At 37.5% G+C, this 15,135-nt stretch carries 18 protein-coding genes and 1 pseudogene; 17 read left to right on the forward strand and 2 right to left on the reverse strand.

The genetic code is table 11. From position 1 onward, the window contains the following. Positions 1-24 precede the first annotated feature (24 nt). From tsaE to brpA, 3 genes are read left to right on the forward strand one after another with little or no spacing between them, the layout of a single operon-like run. Entirely contained in the window at positions 25-468 is a 444-nt protein-coding gene (tsaE, locus tag BLP98_RS07360) for a tRNA (adenosine(37)-N6)-threonylcarbamoyltransferase complex ATPase subunit type 1 TsaE (RefSeq protein WP_074482626.1), read from the forward strand. Then, entirely contained in the window at positions 461-973 is a 513-nt protein-coding gene (locus BLP98_RS07365; protein ID WP_074482627.1) for a GNAT family N-acetyltransferase, read from the forward strand. The genes tsaE and BLP98_RS07365 overlap by 8 nt, the downstream gene beginning before the upstream one ends. A gap of 10 nt (positions 974-983) precedes the next feature. After that, positions 984-2,141: a glycopolymer--peptidoglycan transferase LytR gene (gene brpA, locus BLP98_RS07370; RefSeq protein ID WP_074482628.1), complete on the forward strand. Its 1,158-nt coding sequence runs from the start codon at positions 984-986 to the stop codon at positions 2,139-2,141. Between the two features lie 76 nt (positions 2,142-2,217). Here brpA and BLP98_RS07375 read toward each other — a convergent pair whose 3' ends face one another. Continuing rightward, entirely contained in the window at positions 2,218-2,526 is a 309-nt protein-coding gene (locus tag BLP98_RS07375; RefSeq protein ID WP_074482629.1) for a hypothetical protein, read from the reverse strand. Continuing rightward, entirely contained in the window at positions 2,523-2,942 is a 420-nt protein-coding gene (locus BLP98_RS07380) for an HIT family protein (RefSeq protein ID WP_074482630.1), read from the reverse strand. Before BLP98_RS07380 ends, BLP98_RS07375 begins: the two co-directional genes overlap by 4 nt. A 63-nt stretch (positions 2,943-3,005) precedes the next feature. Here BLP98_RS07380 and BLP98_RS07385 point away from each other — a divergent pair, with 63 nt between their 5' ends. From BLP98_RS07385 to BLP98_RS07450, 14 genes and pseudogenes are all read left to right on the forward strand, one after another. Next, positions 3,006-3,731, forward strand: a complete 726-nt coding sequence (locus BLP98_RS07385) for an ABC transporter ATP-binding protein (RefSeq protein ID WP_074482631.1) — start codon at positions 3,006-3,008, stop codon at positions 3,729-3,731. A 2-nt stretch (positions 3,732-3,733) separates the two neighbouring features. Further along, complete coding sequence (locus tag BLP98_RS07390) at positions 3,734-4,768, forward strand: ABC transporter permease (protein ID WP_074482632.1); 1,035 nt, start codon at positions 3,734-3,736, stop codon at positions 4,766-4,768. Between the two features lie 69 nt (positions 4,769-4,837). After that, positions 4,838-5,635 carry a cell cycle regulator CcrZ gene (gene ccrZ / locus BLP98_RS07395; RefSeq protein WP_419177416.1) on the forward strand — a complete coding sequence of 266 codons (798 nt, stop codon included), beginning with the start codon at positions 4,838-4,840 and terminating at the stop codon, positions 5,633-5,635. Continuing rightward, complete coding sequence (trmB, locus tag BLP98_RS07400) at positions 5,635-6,273, forward strand: tRNA (guanosine(46)-N7)-methyltransferase TrmB (RefSeq protein WP_039695961.1); 639 nt, start codon at positions 5,635-5,637, stop codon at positions 6,271-6,273. The genes ccrZ and trmB overlap by 1 nt, the downstream gene beginning before the upstream one ends. Before the next feature lie 315 nt (positions 6,274-6,588). Next, positions 6,589-7,389: pseudogene (locus BLP98_RS07405) on the forward strand (hypothetical protein); the annotation flags it as partial. Positions 7,390-7,592: 203 nt separating this feature from the next. After that, on the forward strand, positions 7,593-8,090 hold the full coding sequence (rimP, locus tag BLP98_RS07410; protein WP_074482633.1) for a ribosome maturation factor RimP: 498 nt from the start codon (positions 7,593-7,595) through the stop codon (positions 8,088-8,090). Between the two features lie 89 nt (positions 8,091-8,179). After that, on the forward strand, positions 8,180-9,364 hold the full coding sequence (gene nusA, locus BLP98_RS07415) for a transcription termination factor NusA (RefSeq protein WP_039695996.1): 1,185 nt from the start codon (positions 8,180-8,182) through the stop codon (positions 9,362-9,364). Positions 9,365-9,382: 18 nt separating this feature from the next. Next, positions 9,383-9,679, forward strand: coding sequence for an RNase P modulator RnpM (gene rnpM, locus BLP98_RS07420; RefSeq protein WP_074482634.1), 297 nt, complete (start codon positions 9,383-9,385; stop codon positions 9,677-9,679). Next, complete coding sequence (locus BLP98_RS07425; protein ID WP_006531118.1) at positions 9,672-9,974, forward strand: YlxQ-related RNA-binding protein; 303 nt, start codon at positions 9,672-9,674, stop codon at positions 9,972-9,974. Before rnpM ends, BLP98_RS07425 begins: the two co-directional genes overlap by 8 nt. Before the next feature lie 19 nt (positions 9,975-9,993). After that, complete coding sequence (gene infB, locus BLP98_RS07430) at positions 9,994-12,717, forward strand: translation initiation factor IF-2 (RefSeq protein WP_074482635.1); 2,724 nt, start codon at positions 9,994-9,996, stop codon at positions 12,715-12,717. Positions 12,718-12,966: 249 nt separating this feature from the next. After that, entirely contained in the window at positions 12,967-13,317 is a 351-nt protein-coding gene (gene rbfA / locus BLP98_RS07435; protein WP_009853447.1) for a 30S ribosome-binding factor RbfA, read from the forward strand. An 82-nt stretch (positions 13,318-13,399) separates the two neighbouring features. Next, entirely contained in the window at positions 13,400-13,942 is a 543-nt protein-coding gene (locus BLP98_RS07440) for an LOG family protein (protein ID WP_074482636.1), read from the forward strand. A gap of 14 nt (positions 13,943-13,956) precedes the next feature. Then, positions 13,957-14,502 (forward strand): nucleotidyltransferase family protein, encoded by a 546-nt coding sequence (locus BLP98_RS07445; protein ID WP_074482637.1) that lies wholly within the window; start codon positions 13,957-13,959, stop codon positions 14,500-14,502. Between the two features lie 183 nt (positions 14,503-14,685). Further along, positions 14,686-15,117, forward strand: coding sequence for a CopY/TcrY family copper transport repressor (locus BLP98_RS07450; RefSeq protein ID WP_074482638.1), 432 nt, complete (start codon positions 14,686-14,688; stop codon positions 15,115-15,117). Positions 15,118-15,135 lie beyond the last annotated feature (18 nt).

The following is a 15,135-nucleotide window of genomic DNA, read 5'->3' on the forward strand; positions in this document are numbered from 1 at the left end:
AGAGAATTTTGATATAATGGTTTCATGTTTTATAGTCATAATGAAGATGAGTTGATGGCATATGGCTATCGGCTCGGTCGAAAATTACAAGCAGGAGATGTTCTGGTATTAACAGGAACTCTTGGTGCTGGTAAAACGACATTAACCAAAGGAATCGCAAAGGGGCTTGATATCGATCAGATGATTAAGAGTCCTACCTATACGATTGTTCGGGAATACGAGGGGCGTTTACCGCTCTATCATTTAGATGTTTACCGTATCGGAAATGATCCAGATTCTATTGATTTGGATGATTTCTTGTATGGCGATGGTGTTGCCGTGATTGAATGGGGTGAACTTTTAGAAGAGGATTTACTCGGCGATTACTTAGAAATCATTATCACTCCTTCAGGAGATGGTCGTGACATTGAGCTACAGTCTAATGGCCCACGAAGTAAGGAGCTTCTGGAGGCTATAGAACGTGGCTGAACAAGAGGTAATCGTTGAAGAAGCACAGCTTACTGATGCCAAAGCCTTAGTTGACTTGCTTGAGCAGGTTAGCTCAGAGACGGATTTTGTTGTTGCAGAGACGCTTTTATCGCAAGAAGAGATGGAAATCTTTTTGGAGCGACATCTTGCATCTGTTAATGAAATTTGTCTGGTAGTAAGAGTTGGTCAAGAGTTAGCTGGTGTTTTAAATATATCTAGTACTAACTCACCACAGACAGATCACATTGGCGATGTTTTTATTGCTGTTCAAGAAAACTATTGGGGATATGGTCTTGGTTCACTTCTTATGGAAGTTGCTCTTGACTGGGCTTACCACACGCCAGTGATTCGTCGTTTGGAATTAACAGTTCAAGCTAGAAATAGCAGAGCTATTCACCTTTATGAAAAGTTCGGTTTTAAGATTGAAGCTACTAAGGAACGTGGCGCAAAAACTAAAGATGGAGAATTTCTTGACGTCTACTTGATGAGTAGGTTGATAGACTAAAAGTAAACAAATGAAACTCGGAAAAAAAATTCTGCTCATGATAGCAGCAATCTTTGTGACAACAATTGTTGCATTAGGTGTTTATATTACAAGTGCTTACAATTTCTCAACAAGTGAGCTCTCAAAAACGTTTAAAGATTACAAAACGTCTGGTTCAAGTAGCAATGCTATCAAGCAGACAAAACCTTTTTCAATCCTTTTGATGGGAGTTGATACAGGAGATTCTGAACGTCATTCAACTTGGGAAGGTAACAGTGACTCAATGATTTTAGTAACTGTTAATCCTAAAACCAAGACAACAACGATGACTAGTCTTGAACGTGATATTTTGATTGAATTGACAGGTCCTGAAAATAACGACATGAATGGTGTTCAAGCTAAGTTGAATGCGGCTTACGCTTCAGGTGGTGCCCAAATGGCTATCATGACGATTCAGGATTTGTTAGACATTAAGATTGATTATTATATGCAAATCAATATGCAAGGTCTAGTTGACTTGGTTAATGCTGTGGGTGGTATCACAGTAACCAATGATTTTGATTTCCCTATCTCAATTGAAGAAACAGAGCCTGAATATACGTCATCAATTGAGCCAGGAACTCATAAAATCAATGGTGACCAAGCTTTGGTTTATGCACGTATGCGTCACCAAGATCCAAAAGGGGACTATGGTCGTCAACAACGTCAACGTGAAGTGATTCAAAAAGTTCTTAAGAAAATTTTAGCGCTTGATAGTGTATCATCATACAAGAAGATTCTTTCTGCTGTAAGTAAGAATATGCAAACAAACGTTGAAATTTCATCAAGTACTATTCCAAGCCTTCTTGGTTATGCGGATTCTCTTAAAAATATCGAGACTTATCAATTAGAGGGTGAAGGTCAAATGATTAATGAGGTTTCATACCAAATTGTAAGTTCAGATCATTTGCTTGAAGTTCAAAACCGCATCAAGAAACAACTTGGTCTAGAAGAAAGTACTGAACTAAAAACAACTGCTGTTCTTTCTGAAAACCTTTATGGTACAGGTTATGGTTATAGTTCTGACTACAGTAGTTACGATAGTGGCTATAGTTCAAGCTATGACAGTGGCTATAGCGATTATAGCGATAGTGGTTACAGTGACTACACAACTGACACCTACTCAGCAGATACTGCTTACTCATATTAAGCTAAAAAAGCCGACCATTGGTCGGTTTTTTGATTAATAATATTAAATTAAAAGAGTTCGGAAAATCCGAACTCTTTTAATTTTGATCACTTTCTTGATATTTTGCCAAAGTTGTTTTGATTTGTTCCAGACGGCTATTTGTTTCTTGTTCAAATAAGCGGCATTTGTAATCTAACTCTTGGCTAATTGTTTGTAGTTTTGGTAATTGTTGATTGATATCTTCAATGGTATGATGAATTTTTGTGATATCTTCAGCAATTTTATCGCTGATTTCGTTAGCGTCAGCAATATCTGCTTTGATTTGATCGCGCTTTTGGTAAATTTGGTAGGCTGCAAAACCAGCGCAGCTTGCAAGGCCAAATGCGACAAGATGGCCTAATTTCATGCTTCTACCTCTTTAGCAATTTGTTCTGCCAATTTTCCAAGAGCTTCGAAATCTGGTTCATGTTCTGTAAAGTTGATGGCAAATTCATCATCTTTAGCATAACGTGGAATAAGATGGATGTGTGCATGGAAAACAGTTTGTCCAGCAATTTCTTCGTTGTTGTTAACGATATTCATTCCAACTGCACCTGTTGCTTTTTGAACAGCACGCGCAACTTTTGGTAAACGTGCAAAGAGTTCTTGTGATGTTTCTTCTGACATTTCAAGGACATTTCTAACATGTTCTTTTGGAATAAGGAGTGTGTGTCCTTTAGTGGTTTGTGAAATGTCTAAGAAAGCTAAGACTTTATCGTCTTCATAAACTTTTGATGAGGGAATGTCACCTGCGATAATTTTACAAAAGATGCAATTTTCCATTTGAATCACCTATAATCCTTTGATTTTGTTATAATTATTATATCAAAAAATTGTGGGTATCTTATGTTAAAAATTGAAAATGTCACAGGTGGATACATTAATATCCCTGTTTTAAAAAATATTTCATTTGAAGTTGGCGACGGTGAGTTGGTCGGTTTGATTGGTCTTAATGGTGCTGGTAAATCAACTACCATTAATGAAATTATCGGGCTTTTGACACCGTATCAAGGAAAAATTACTTTGGATGGTTTGACTTTGGCTGACAATCAAGCGGATTATCGTAAAAAGATTGGTTTCATTCCTGAAACACCGAGCCTCTATGAAGAGTTGACTTTGCGTGAACATTTAGAGACGGTTGCTATGGCTTATGATCTTGATTTTGATCAAGCAATGGCGCGTGCGAAAGAATTATTAAAACTTTTTCGTTTGTCTGATAAGCTGGATTGGTTCCCAATTAATTTCTCAAAAGGGATGAAGCAAAAGGTTATGATTGTCTGCGCCTTTATGATTGATCCTCATTTGTTTATCGTTGATGAACCATTTTTGGGACTAGATCCTTTGGCGATTTCTGATTTGACGGATTTGTTAGCACAAGAAAAGGCTAAAGGAAAAGCTATCTTGATGTCAACACACGTTTTAGATGCTGCTGAAAAAATGTGTGACCGTTTTGTGATTTTGCATCATGGTCAAGTGCGTGCTGTGGGAAATTTGGTTGAATTGCGTCAAGCTTTCGGTCAGGCAGATGCTAGTTTAAATGATATTTACATGGCTTTAACTAAAGAGGGATAGAGATGAAAGAAGTTTTTCTAAAACGACGTAGCCTCTTTTTAGGGCAATGTCTGAAATACTTACGTTATGTATTGAACGATCATTTTGTACTGGTTTTGTTGTTTTTATCAGGTTTCTTAATGGTCCAATACGGGGAATTGTTAAAACATTTTCCAAAACAAACAATCTGGATTGATGTGATTCTGGTAATTGTGACAGTTCTTCTGCTTAGTCTTGGGAGAATTGCGACTTATATTGAAGCGCCAGATAAGTTATTTTACCTGCCTAAGGAACAAGAAGTGGTTGTTTGGATTCATCTGGCAAGAATTCGTTCTTTTGGAATTTGGTCATTTTTACAAACGGCTGTTTTGTTACTTCTAGCTCCTATTTTCTTTAAGTTGGGTGTAACAGTGCCAATTTTTGCTGCGCTTTTGTTAGTGCTGATTGGTATTAAGTGGTTTATCATGCTAAGAAAAGAAAAAGTCTTTTTTAGAGATGGACATTTTTCTTGGGAGGCGGCGATTACCTATGAAAATAAGCGTCGTCAAGCTATCTTAAAATTCTTTGCCCTCTTTACAACGGTTAAAGGAATTTCAGCCAGTGTCAAACGACGCGCTTACTTAGATAAGATTCTTAGTTTGGTTAAAAAACGTCATGACAAAACTTGGTCAAATTTATACCTGCGCGCTTTTCTTCGAAGTTCAGATTATCTAGCCTTGACTATTCGTTTGGTACTTCTAAGTGTTTTAGCTTTGGTATTTATTCCGAATCATTTGGTGGCAGCTGGTCTTGCTTCGATTTTTAATTATCTCTTGCTTTTTCAGTTGCTAGGACTTGTCAGTCATTTTGATTATCAATATTTAACACGATTATACCCCATTTCAGAAAAACAAAAGTTGGCTAATTTAAAGGCATTATTGAAACGTTTATCTTATTTGATTTGTGTGATTGAATTGTTACTTTGCTTTTCTTTGAAGGCAGCAGGGCTTCTTGTTTTGGTTACAATAATTGTTACAGAATGTTATCTTCCTTACAAAATTGCGAAGATGATTGACTAGGAACTGTAAAACAAGTAAAATAAAAAGTGACGAATCGTATTATATAAGAAAGAAAAGGGGGGCAGACAGGTGACAACAGTATCAGATCAGGAATTGACAATGACACCGCTTCGAGGTAAAAGTGGTAAAGCCTTTATTGGTCAATATCCAAACGGTGAAAAAATCTTTATCAAGTTTAACACGACACCAATTTTACCAGCTCTTGCTAAAGAGCAGATTGCTCCGCAATTATTGTGGGTGCGACGTACAGGTAATGGCGATACAATGAGTGCACAGGAATGGCTTGATGGAAGAATTTTGACTAAAGAGGATATGGGTAGTAAACAAATTGTCCATATTCTTTTGCGTTTACACAAGTCACGACCATTGGTTAACCAATTACTACAGTTAAACTATAAGATTGAAAATCCATATGATTTATTGGTTGATTGGGAAAAGAATGCACCATTGCAAATTCGTGAAAATACTTATTTGCAAGGTATTGTAAAAGAATTAAAACGTAGCTTACCAGAATTTCGTTCTGAAGTTGCGACCATTGTACACGGTGATATCAAACACAGTAACTGGGTCATCACAACAAGTGGTATGATTTATCTTGTTGATTGGGATTCTGTTCGTTTGACAGATCGAATGTACGACGTAGCCTTTCTTTTGAGTCACTACATTCCTTACACACGTTGGGGTGAGTGGTTGAATTATTATGGCTATAAAGACAATGAAAAAGTACGCAGTAAAGTAGCATGGTATGGACAGTTCTCATATCTTTCACAAATTTTGAAATGCTTTGACAAACGAGATATGGAGCATGTTAACCAAGAAATTTACGGCTTACGAAAATTTAGGGAGTTAGTTAATAAAAAGAAATAATGCGAGTTAGAAAACGTAAGGGTGCTGAGGAGCACTTAGAAAATAACCCACACTATGTTATCTTAAATCCAGAAGAAGCAAAAGGTCATTGGCGTGAAGTTTTTGGTAATGATAACCCAATCCATATTGAAGTTGGTTCAGGAAAAGGGGCTTTCATTACAGGAATGGCTTTGCAAAATCCAGATATTAACTATATCGGAATTGACATTCAAGTATCAGTACTTAGCTATGCTTTGGATAAAGTTTTGGATAGTCAGGCACCAAATGTTCGTTTGTTGCTAGTTGATGGTTCTGATTTGACAAATTATTTTGCGGATGGCGAGATTGATTTGATGTATTTGAATTTCTCAGATCCATGGCCTAAAAAACGTCATGAAAAACGTCGTTTGACTTATAAAACATTTTTAGATACTTATCGTCAAATTTTACCGGAACATGGTGAAATTCACTTCAAAACTGATAATCGTGGCTTGTTCGAATACAGTTTGGCAAGTTTCTCACAATATGGCATGATTTTAAAACAAGTTTGGTTGGACTTACATGCTAGTGATTTTGAAGGAAATGTCATGACTGAATATGAAGAGAAATTTTCTAAAAAAGGTCAAGTCATTTATCGCGTAGAAGCACAATTTCAGTGATAAAAATGGTATAATAGTAGTGAAATAAATTACTAATTATATGGGGAGAGGTTAAGCTTATCAGTTGATTTTCTTCCTCTAGACAATTGAATATAGAGAAAAACGTCCTTTGAATTTTGAGTTTGCATGATTTTGGGGCGTTTTTTGCATCTTTAATGATTTTAATCATCAAGTAATGGAAAATCAATTGTATTATGAAAAGGAAAACTCACTAGAGTTAATGGCGGTATGTTGTTAGAAAACGTTATTTAGGTGATATTAGCAAGTGATTTAGAGCTTGCTTAGAATAGTGAGGTTGTATGCTTCTAGGAAAATTTAAAACATATCAAGAATGTTTTGGTTACATGGTTGTTTATTGATATTTCCATTGTGATTTACTATATTAGTATTCTCTTGATGTATCTAACAGCTATGCCGACAGATGAGGCTTTAGAGTTAGCTGGTTTTGAACGCTATGCTTCAAGTATGGTTATCTTTGCTTTTGGTTATCTGGTTATGGCACTTGCTTGGGAAATGGACAAATCCCTTTATGAACAAACCATTAGTCAACGTAATGCCAAATCCTATAAGAGCTTGTGGAATAAACGCTTGTACCAATACGCAACTTTGGGATTAACAGTTTACGCAGTGGGAATGTTGTTATCTGAAAACAACAGCATTGTCTTTAATAATAATCAAGAAACGAATAAGGTTTCTAAAGAGCTTCACAAGCTCACTGGAAATAACATGAATTCAACGAAAAAACGAATTCTTGTTGTAACAGCTGATAAAGAACATGTAGATAGTTTCTTTGTTCAATATGCTAGTCGTTATTATCTTTGGGATGTTAATGTTGATGCTAGGGAAAATTTTGTCTCAGCAGATAAAGAATTCTTAGATTTGATGAAGTCTTATAATGATAATGCAACAAGTTATTATCTTTGGAATGAAAATATTGAAGCTAGAGATGATTTTAACTTCACAGATAAAGATTTCATTGCCTTATTGAAGACTTACGATGAAGTGGTGATTTTGGATGATCACTACACTTTCAATGCTTTGACTAAGAAACTTTTTGGACGGACGTATGCTCCAGGAGTTTACAAAACATCAGATATTCTTTCTGGTAAAGGATGATTTTTCCTAGTCTAATAAGCTTTTGACTTGTCAAGGACATCAAATTATGTTACTATAATATAAAATAAGTAGAAGGAGGCGGAGTTTGTAACTTCGCCTCTTGTGTGTGCTTAATATCATTTTGATGTTAAGCATTCTACTAATATCATTGGTCTGCTTATAAGCTAGCCAATGTGATGAACTTTCTATTTTAATTTTGATAGATGAAGGAGGGGATTCTTATCGCAAACGCAAATACAATCATTGAATTGGTTACTGAAGCTGTTGCACCTGCTATTAAAGATCCGTTCGAATTGGTTGATGTTGAGTACGAAAAAATGGGCAGCGATTATGTCCTTAGTATCTTGATTGATAAACCTGAAGGAATTACAGTAGATGATACAGCTGAATTAACAGAAATTATCAGTCCTCTACTTGATGGCATCAAACCAGATCCATTTCCTGAACAATACATGTTGGAAGTGTCTAGCCCTGGTTTAGAGCGGCCGTTGAAGACTAAAGAAGCCCTTGAAAAGGCTGTAGGTTCTTATGTCAATGTGAGTCTTTACAAAGCTATCGATAAAATTAAGGTATTCCAAGGAGACCTTGTTGCTTTTGATGGTGACACATTGACAATTGATTATTTGGACAAAACACGCAAGAAAACCGTTGAAATTCCATATTCGACAGTTGCAAAAGCGCGTTTGGCAGTGAAATTGTAGTCAACCCACAATAACAAACTACAATCTGATTTTACTTAGATATAAACGAAAGGATTACGCTCTACTTATCCAGTAGAGCAATGAAAAAAATGAGCAAAGAAATGCTAGAAGCCTTCCGTATTTTGGAAGAAGAAAAACACATTAACAAAGACGATATCATCGACGCTGTCAAAGAATCTTTGAAATCAGCTTATAAACGTCGTTATGGTCAATCTGAATCATGTGTTATTGAATTCGACGACAAAAAAGGTGACTTTAAAGTCTACACAGTTCGTGAAGTTGTTGAAGAAGTTTTTGATAGCCGTCTAGAAATCAGCTTGTCAGATGCATTGAAAATTAGCTCAGCTTACGAACTAGGTGACAAAATTCGTTTTGAAGAATCTGTTGCTGAATTTGGTCGTGTGGCTGCTCAATCAGCTAAACAAACAATCATGGAAAAAATGCGTCGTCAAATTCGTGAAGTGACTTACAACGAGTACAAACAACACGAAGGCGAAATCATGACTGGTACTGTTGAACGCTTCGACCAACGTTTCATCTATGTTAACCTTGGTTCTCTTGAAGCACAATTGTCACACCAAGACCAAATTCCTGGTGAAACATGGAAATCACACGACCGTATCGAAGTTTACGTTTACAAAGTTGAAAACAATCCAAAAGGTGTTAACGTCTTTGTAAGTCGTAGCCACCCTCAATTTATCAAACGTATCATGGAACAAGAAATTCCTGAAGTATTTGACGGAACTGTTGAAATCATGAGCGTTTCACGTGAGGCTGGAGATCGTACAAAAGTTGCTGTTCGTAGCCACAATCCAAACGTTGATGCTATCGGTACAATCGTTGGTCGTGGTGGAAGCAACATCAAGAAAGTGATCAGCAAATTCCATCCAAAACGTTATGATGCTAAAGCTGGCGTAGAAGTTCCTGTTGAAGAAAATATTGACGTTATCCAATGGGTTGAAGATCCAGCTGAATTCATCTACAACGCTATTGCACCAGCTGAAGTTGATATGGTTCTTTTCGACGAAGAAGACAGTAAACGTGCAACTGTTGTTGTTCCTGACAACAAATTGTCACTTGCTATCGGTCGTCGTGGACAAAACGTTCGTTTAGCTGCACACTTGACTGGCTACCGTATCGACATTAAATCTGCTTCAGAATACGAAGCTCTTGAAGCTGAACGTGAAGCTAAAGCAGCTGAAGCACAAGAAGCACCAGCTGAGGAAGTTGTTGAATCTGCTGATACAGAAGTTGTAGCAAACGACGCAGAATAAGAAAGATAGAGGTGTTTCATGGCTAAAACACGTAAAATACCTTTAAGAAAATCAGTTGTTTCAGGTGAAGTGATTGATAAACGTGATTTACTTCGCATTGTTAAAAATAAGGAAGGTGAGATTTTTATCGATCCAACTGGTAAGAAAAATGGCCGTGGAGCTTATATTAAACTTGATAATGCAGAAGCTCTTCAAGCCAAAGAAAAACGCGTCTTTAACCGTAGCTTTTCAATGGAAGTTCCTGAATCATTTTATGATGAATTGATTGCTTACGTAGATCACAAAGTCAAAAGAAGAGAGTTAGGTCTTGAATAACCACCAAAGATTGTCAAATTTAATTGGACTGGCACAGCGTGCAGGAAAAGTCATTTCTGGAGAAGAATTGGTCATTAAGGCCATCCAATCTGGCAAAGCAAAACTTGTTTTTCTGGCAAATGATGCTGGTGATAATTTGACAAAGAAAACAACTGATAAAAGTCATTATTACAAAGTAGAAGTCTCCACAGTGTTTAACACACTGGAATTAAGTGCTGCGCTTGGTAAACCACGTAAAGTGGTTGCCATAGCAGACGCTGGATTTTCAAAGAAAATGAGGACTCTTATGAACTAACAGAATAGGAGGACATCAATTGTCAAAGAAAAGATTATATGAAATCGCTAAAGAATTGGGCAAATCAAGCAAAGAAGTTGTTGACTATGCTCAAGAGCTAGGACTTGATGTGAAGAGCCATTCTTCTAGCGTTGACGAATCTGATGCCAAACGAATTGCGGCGAAATTCTCAGGAAATGCCAAACCAGCTGCGGCAAAAGCCAAAGTTGAAAAAGCAGCCGAGAAAACAGTTGCAGAAGCTCCTAAAGCAGCTCCTGCTAAACCTCAGAGCCGTAATTTTAAGGCAGAACGTGAAGCGCGTGCTAAGGCTGAAGCTGAAAAACGAGCTAAAGGCAACGATAAAAAGCGTAACAACAATCAAGGGCGCGACAATCGTTCAAATCGTGACAGACAAGAGAATGCCCAAAATAATCGCAAACAACGCGATCGCAATTCTCAAAATCATAATCGAAGAGATCAACAGCGTGATAATCACCAAAGAGATCAACGAAATGATCGCAATCAATCAGCGAAACCACGTATCGATTTCAAGGCACGTGCAGCTGCATTGAAAGCAGAACAAAACGCTGAGTACTCTCGTCAAAGCGAAAATCGTATCCACGAAAAAGAATCTGCTAAACGTAAAGCAAAAGCAGCTAAAGAGCAAGAACATAAAGCTCGTGTGAATGCTAAAGCTAAGGCTGAAGAGCACAACGCAAAAGCAGCTAAAGCTGCTGCTCCTACACCAAAACATGTGGTTGCAGAGCAAGCAACACCAGCTGTAGATAAACGTCGTAAGAAACAAGCCCGTCCTGAAAAATCACGTGACTATGAACGTGATAACGAAGATGGACCACGCAAGAATAGAAAAAACTGGAATAATCATAACCAAGTGAGAAATCAAAGAAATAGTAACTGGAATAATAACAAGAAAAACAAAAAAGGTAAACATAATAATCGTAATAACGCTCCAAAACCTGTAACAGAGCGTAAGTTCCACGAATTACCTAAAGAATTTGAATACACTGAAGGCATGACTGTTGCTGAAATCGCAAAACGTATCAAACGCGAACCAGCAGAGATCGTTAAGAAACTCTTCTTGATGGGTGTTATGGCCACTCAAAACCAATCCCTCGACAGCGATACAATTGAATTGTTGATGGTTGATTATGGTATTGAAGCACACAAAAAAGTCGAAGTTGACGAAGCTGATATCGAACGCTTCTTTGCTGACGAAGGCTACCTCAACCCAGACGAAATGGTTGAACGTGCTCCTGTCGTAACTATCATGGGACACGTTGACCACGGTAAAACAACCCTTCTTGATACCCTTCGTAATTCACGTGTCGCTACAGGCGAAGCTGGTGGTATCACTCAACACATCGGTGCTTACCAAATCGTTGAAAATGGTAAGAAAATCACCTTCCTTGATACACCAGGTCACGCGGCCTTTACATCTATGCGTGCGCGTGGTGCGTCAATCACAGATATCACTATCTTGATTGTTGCCGCAGATGATGGTGTTATGCCTCAAACAATCGAAGCTATTAACCACTCTAAAGCCGCTGGTGTGCCAATCATCGTTGCGATCAATAAAATTGATAAACCAGGTGCAAATCCAGAACGTGTTATTGGTGAATTGGCAGAACACGGAATCATCTCAACTGCTTGGGGTGGTGACTGTGAATTCGTTGAAATTTCAGCCAAATTTGGTAAAAACATTGATGAATTGCTAGAAACAGTTCTTCTTGTTGCTGAAATGGAAGAATTGAAAGCTGACCCAACAGTTCGTGCTATCGGTACTGTTATCGAAGCTCGTCTTGATAAAGGTAAAGGTCCTGTTGCAACCCTTCTTGTTCAACAAGGTACCCTTCATGTTCAAGATCCAATCGTTGTTGGTAATACATTTGGTCGTGTACGTGCTATGGTTAATGACCGTGGACGTCGTGTTAAAGTGGCAGAACCATCAACTCCAGTATCAATTACTGGTTTGAATGATGTGCCTATGGCAGGTGACCATTTTGCGGTTTATGAAGATGAAAAAGCTGCACGTGCAGCCGGTGAAGAACGTGCTAAACGTGCTCTTATGAAACAACGTCAAGTTACTCACCGTGTCAGTCTTGAAAACCTCTTTGACACTCTTAAAGCTGGTGAAGTTAAGACTGTTAATGTCATCATCAAAGCTGACGTACAAGGTTCAGTAGAAGCCCTTGCTGCATCACTTCTCAAGATTGATGTTGAAGGAGTTAAAGTCTCAGTTGTTCACTCAGCTGTAGGTGCTATCAACGAATCAGACGTTACTTTGGCTGAAGCTTCAAATGCCTTCATCATTGGATTTAACGTACGTCCTACACCACAAGCTCGTCAACAAGCTGAAACTGATGAAGTAGATATTCGTCTCCACTCAATTATCTATAAAGTTATCGAAGAAGTTGAAGATGCCATGAAAGGTATGCTTGACCCTGAATATAAAGAAAAAATCATTGGTGAAGCACTTATCCGTGAAACATTTAAAGTATCTAAAGTTGGTACAATCGGTGGATTCATGGTTACAAGTGGTAAAATTACTCGTGATGCTAGCGCACGTGTTATCCGTGACGGTGTCGTTATCTTCGACGGTAAACTTGCTAGTCTTAAACACTTCAAAGATGACGTTAAAGAAATCGGAAACGGCCAAGAAGGTGGTTTGATGATTGAAAACTACAACGATATCAAAGTTGATGACGTTATCGAAGCTTACGTTTTAGAAGAAATTAAACGTTAGGGAGTAAGACAGAATCCCAAAAAGCAGGTTCGTCGTCTTACCCCCGCACGGTTGAGTAGGGTTGTAAAAGCTGATTTATCAGCGTATTAGAATCCACTCAACTACTGCGCCAAGTATTGTGGCTGAAGCCACTAATACTTGTACGGCAATCTCAATGGAGCTCTTTCCAAACGTTACGTACTATAAACAAATAAAAGCTAGGCTTGCTTAGCCTAGCTTTTTTCGAAAATCATTAGAAAGGAAATTATTATGGCTAATCATCGTGTTGATCGTGTTGGGATGGAAATCAAACGTGAAGTAAATGAAATTTTGCAAAAAAAAGTTCGTGACCCACGTGTTCAAGATGTGACTATTACTGATGTTCAAATGCTTGGAGATCTTTCAATGGCTAAAGTGTACTACACTATTCACTCTGAACTTGCTTCAGATAACCAAAAAGCACAAACTGGTCTTGAAAAAGCTAAAGGAACAATCAAACGCGAATTAGGTCGCAATTTAACAATGTACAAAATTCCAGATTTGACATTTATCAAAGATGAATCAATCGAATACGGGAATAAAATTGATCAAATGCTTCGTGATTTGGAAGCTAAAAAATAAATCACAAATAGCTCGCCATCATCGGCGGGCTTTTTTTGTGATATAATGGGAGTGTTTTTTGAAATGAGGATAATAATAGAAGATGAATATCACAGTTTATTTAGGCTCTAGTATGGGAAATACGGAGTTCTATGAAGAAAAAATTATTGAGCTTGGGAAATGGTTAGCGAGTCACAATCATCAATTAGTCTACGGTGGTAGCAAGGCTGGCTTAATGGGAGTTCTGGCAGATACTGTTCTTGAGCAGGGTGGAAAAGTTTACGGTATCTTACCTGATTTTATGCAAAAACGTGAACAAGCGTATGAAGGATTAACAAATTTACAAATTGTCTCAAGTATGGATGAGCGAAAACGTCTTCTAATGGAAGAAGGAGATGTTTTAGTTGCTTTTCCTGGTGGCCCTGGAACTCTTGAAGAAATTATTCAAGCCATTTCTTGGGTACGAATTGGAAGTCTAAAGAAACCTTGTCTTTTGCTAAATCTAAATGGTTACTATGATAATTTAAAAGCACAGCTTGATCAAATGGTCACTGCAGGCTTTTTGACTTCAAAAGATCGTGAGATAGCTATTTTTATCGATTCATTGCATGAGTTAGAGGAATTTATCACTCAATATCAGAAGTAAAAAAGGTGGAGATTATGGATTTAAGGGAATTATTTTCACAAGATGATGAGTTGATGGCGATTTTTAGGATTATAGAGCAACTTGATTTAAAAGATGCATGGTTGGCTGCGGGGACGTTACGCAATTATATTTGGAATGTTTTATCGGGAAAGCCTGGGCTATCAGATGCTAGCGACCTTGATGTCGTCTTTTATGATCCAGAGATTACTTATGAAGAAACGCTAGCGCTACAAAATCAGCTTCAGTTATGTTATTCCAACTATCAATGGGAAGTCAAAAATCAGGTCTTTATGCATGGTCACAGTCCGCACACACCTCCTTATCAAAATGCTAGAGATGCTATCAGTAAATATCCAGAACGCTGTACAGCTATAGCAGCACGTTTAAAAGATGGTGATTTAGAATTATTTTTGCCTTATGGAGTTGATGATATTCTTGATTTGGTCGTCCAACCCACTCCACATTTTTTAGCTGATAAAGAACGTATGACAGTTTACCATGACCGCTTGAAAAAGAAAGATTGGCAAAAGAAATGGCCGCGCTTGCAAATTCTAGCGTAAAGAACTAGAATGAAGGTGTAAAGTCTCTTCTAAATTACTCATAGATTCAATGCCTTTGGGTATTGAAGAAGTCTGAAACATTTTGTTTCGGACTTTTTTAATCAATGAAAGTTGACAAATGTAGACGATAGAATTATAATAAATTTACAAATGTAAACTAAACGATTTTTAGAAAGGAATGCTATGTCAATTTCAAAATCAGAATGGGAGATCATGCGCGTGATTTGGACCAAAGATGCGGCAACGAGTGGTCAGATTCTTGATATTCTAGGTGAAAAAAATAGCTGGACGTCTTCAACAGTTAAGACTTTTTTGAAACGTCTAGTTGATAAAGGTTACTTGACAAGAAAAAGGTCTGGTAAGTCTTATCTTTATTCAAGTACTCTCACTGAACAAGATGCTATGAACCAACAGGTTGATGACTTATTTGATAAATTTTGTCAGCGTAAGCACACGATGATTCTTAAGCATCTACTCAAAGAAACTCCCATGACCTTAACTGACATCGCTGCTTTGCAAGCTCTGCTATTAGCCAAAAAAGAAGAAGCTTTGGATGAAGTACCTTGTAATTGTATTCCTGGACAATGTCGTTGTAAAGAACATTTTGATCTTTAGTGGTTGATTTGTGATATT

The organism is Streptococcus equinus (assembly GCF_900104225.1).
Taxonomy (GTDB): domain Bacteria; phylum Bacillota; class Bacilli; order Lactobacillales; family Streptococcaceae; genus Streptococcus; species Streptococcus equinus_D.

Coding starts and splice junctions, on each gene's coding strand:
- BLP98_RS07375 (WP_074482629.1), bottom strand. CDS start 2,526: ATGAAATTAGGCCATCTTGTCGCATTTGGCCTTGCAAGCTGCGCTGGT.
- BLP98_RS07440 (WP_074482636.1), top strand. CDS start 13,400: ATGAATATCACAGTTTATTTAGGCTCTAGTATGGGAAATACGGAGTTC.
- BLP98_RS07385 (WP_074482631.1), top strand. CDS start 3,006: ATGTTAAAAATTGAAAATGTCACAGGTGGATACATTAATATCCCTGTT.
- rbfA (WP_009853447.1), top strand. CDS start 12,967: ATGGCTAATCATCGTGTTGATCGTGTTGGGATGGAAATCAAACGTGAA.
- tsaE (WP_074482626.1), top strand. CDS start 25: ATGTTTTATAGTCATAATGAAGATGAGTTGATGGCATATGGCTATCGG.
- nusA (WP_039695996.1), top strand. CDS start 8,180: ATGAGCAAAGAAATGCTAGAAGCCTTCCGTATTTTGGAAGAAGAAAAA.
- rimP (WP_074482633.1), top strand. CDS start 7,593: ATGAAGGAGGGGATTCTTATCGCAAACGCAAATACAATCATTGAATTG.
- brpA (WP_074482628.1), top strand. CDS start 984: ATGAAACTCGGAAAAAAAATTCTGCTCATGATAGCAGCAATCTTTGTG.
- rnpM (WP_074482634.1), top strand. CDS start 9,383: ATGGCTAAAACACGTAAAATACCTTTAAGAAAATCAGTTGTTTCAGGT.
- BLP98_RS07380 (WP_074482630.1), bottom strand. CDS start 2,942: ATGGAAAATTGCATCTTTTGTAAAATTATCGCAGGTGACATTCCCTCA.
- trmB (WP_039695961.1), top strand. CDS start 5,635: ATGCGAGTTAGAAAACGTAAGGGTGCTGAGGAGCACTTAGAAAATAAC.
- BLP98_RS07450 (WP_074482638.1), top strand. CDS start 14,686: ATGTCAATTTCAAAATCAGAATGGGAGATCATGCGCGTGATTTGGACC.
- BLP98_RS07390 (WP_074482632.1), top strand. CDS start 3,734: ATGAAAGAAGTTTTTCTAAAACGACGTAGCCTCTTTTTAGGGCAATGT.
- BLP98_RS07445 (WP_074482637.1), top strand. CDS start 13,957: ATGGATTTAAGGGAATTATTTTCACAAGATGATGAGTTGATGGCGATT.